This window comes from Pseudomonas sp. HMWF006 (assembly GCF_003061205.1).
Taxonomy (GTDB): Bacteria; Pseudomonadota; Gammaproteobacteria; order Pseudomonadales; family Pseudomonadaceae; genus Aquipseudomonas; species Aquipseudomonas monsensis.
In genome coordinates this window covers 1-1,896 of the sequence record NZ_QAIU01000293.1, presented here as the reverse complement: position 1 = coordinate 1,896, position 1,896 = coordinate 1, and the positions used below count along the sequence as shown (strand labels likewise).

Here is a 1,896-nt window from a genome sequence, read left to right as displayed (position 1 = left end):
AAGCAACTGTTCGAAAAACAGACCATTGGCCAATTGGCCGCGGTGGCCAGACTGATTGAAGCGAAACCCGCTACGACTGCGGCGCCGGCAGCGCGCGGGCCATTGCCGTTGTTGCCGATTCAGGCGCGGTTCTTCGAGATGGAGATTGCCCGGCGTCAGCACTGGAACCAGTCGGTGATGTTGCAGCCGACCACGCCGCTCGACGCCACGCATCTGCGCACAGCACTGGCGGCACTGGTCGAACAGCACGATGGGTTGGCGCTGAATTTCCAGCTGTCGGGCGATACCTGGCAGGCATTACCGCAGAGCCAGCGCGATCCTGAATTGCTGTGGGTGCGCGAGCTGGACAGTCTGGCGTCGTTGCCGGCACTCGCCGACGAAGCCCAGCGCAGCCTGGATCTGCAACTGGGGCGCTTGCTGCGCGCGGTCCTGGTGAACCTGCCGAACGCTGAACAACGTCTGTTGCTGGTCATCCATCACCTGGTGGTGGATGGCGTGTCGTGGCGCATTCTGCTGGAAGATCTGCAGCACGCTTACGCCGCGTTGGCGGCGGGCACGCCGCTGGTCTTGCCGGGTAAAAGCAGCTCGCTGCACAGCTGGGCCGAGCATCTGCACCGTTACGGGCAGAGCGAGGCGTTGGCTGCTGAAGGTGCCTGGTGGCGCCAGACCCTGGAGGCGAGCGACGCAACGCTGCCGCGAGACTTCCTGCAAGAGCACCAGACGCGTGCGCAAGCGGCCCGGGCCAGCTCGCGCCTGAGTCAGGCACTGACCCACAAGCTGCTGAAAGTGGCGCCGGCGGCGTATCGCACGCAGATCAACGACCTGCTGCTGACCGCACTGGCGCGGGTATTGTGCGACTGGAGCGAGCAGCCTTCGGTATTGGTGCAGCTTGAAGGGCACGGTCGCGAAGACCTGTTCGACGATGTTGATTTGAGCCGCACGGTCGGCTGGTTCAGCAGCCTGTTCCCGGTGCGCCTGACACCTGAGGCGACGCCAGGTGCGTCCCTGTGCGCAATCAAGGAACAACTGCGTGCGGTGCCGGGCAAAGGCATCGGATATGGCGTGCTGCGTTACCTGAGCCGTTGCGCCGAGTTGCAGGCATTGCCTCAGCCGCGTGTGACCTTCAACTATCTTGGCCAGTTCGACGGCGCGTTCAACACCGAAGAAGGCGCATTGTTCGTGCCGAGTGGTGAAAGCACCGGCGCCAATCAGGACGCGGCGGCACCGTTGGGTAACTGGCTGAGCGTTGACGGTCAGGTTTACGGCGGTGAGCTGGAATTGACCTGGACCTTCGGCACCGGCATGTATCGCGCAGAAACCATTGAGGCGCTGGCCGAGGCCTATCGTCGCGAGCTGGAACGTTTGATCGAACATTGCTGCAACAGTGGCGAGGCCGCTGTCACGCCGTCGGACTTCAGCCTGGCAACGCTGACTCAGGCACAACTGTCGGCACTGCCGATCCCGGCCCGCGACATCGTCGATCTGTATCCGTTGTCGCCGATGCAGCAGGGCATTCTGTTCCACAGCGTCAACGATCCGGACAGTCCGGCGTACACCAACCAATTGCGCGTCGATGTGCAGCATCTCGACGCCGAGCGCTTCCGTCAGGCCTGGCAGCACACCGTTGATGCCCACGAAATCCTGCGCACCGCATTTGTCTGGCCACAAGACGCTGCCGCCGCAGTACAAGTGGTGCGTCAAACTGCGCAGATGCCATGGAGCACACAGGACTGGCGCGGTCGTGCTGACCTTGGCACAGCGCTGGATCAACTGGCCGGCGACGACCTCGCCAGCGGGTTCGACCTGACCGGGGCGCCGCTGTTGCGGGTGACGCTGGTGCGTACGGACGAGGCGACGCATCACCTGATCTACACCTGCCATCACATCCTCATGGAC

1 protein-coding gene is annotated in these 1,896 nt (G+C 63.4%); it reads left to right on the top strand.

Annotated elements, in window-relative coordinates:
• Positions 1-1,896 (top strand): condensation domain-containing protein (locus DBR24_RS12165; RefSeq protein WP_256591422.1); only part of this gene is annotated, 1,896 nt, incomplete at both ends.